This window comes from Roseivirga sp. E12, assembly GCF_017592825.1.
In the GTDB taxonomy this organism is placed as follows: Bacteria; Bacteroidota; Bacteroidia; order Cytophagales; family Cyclobacteriaceae; genus Roseivirga.
The window spans coordinates 1-541 of sequence record NZ_JAGFMD010000027.1; the positions used below are offsets into that span (position 1 = coordinate 1).

The window sequence follows — 541 nt, forward strand, 5'->3', positions numbered from 1 at the left end:
CTGATGGTATCGCTACCATTACTCCTGAGATGATCGACAATGGTTCTAATGATAGCTGTGGTGATATCACGCTATCGCTTTCTAAGACAACTTTCGACTGTGATGAGATCGGTCCTAATACAGTCACACTCATCGCTACCGATGCTTCTGGTAACACAGCTACTGCTACTGCTGTAGTAACTGTAGTCGATGATCTTGCTCCGACAGTAGTCACTCAAAACATCCTTATCTACTTAGATGAAAATGGTAATGGTAAAATCAGAGGTACTGATGTACTCTATATCTGTGATGGGGCTGATGTAAATGTGCCGGATCCTACGCCTCCCCCTACTGGTGGTGGTAGAGGTGGCCGTGGTGGCCGCGGTGGTGGGGGAACTCCACCTCCTACTGTTGATTACTCTGATGTAATCGTAACCTCTGATGTAAGCCAGTTTACTTCTTGTACAGAAGACAACTGTGCCATCGTTAATGCTACCCTTTCTAAAAATACTTTCAACTGTAGTGATATCGGTGAGGTATCAGTAATGGTAACTGTTACTGA

General features: G+C 44.7%; 1 pseudogene. It reads left to right on the top strand.

Features of this window, described 5'->3' with window-relative positions:
- Window positions 1-541, top strand: a pseudogene (locus J4E76_RS20755) (hypothetical protein); the annotation flags it as partial.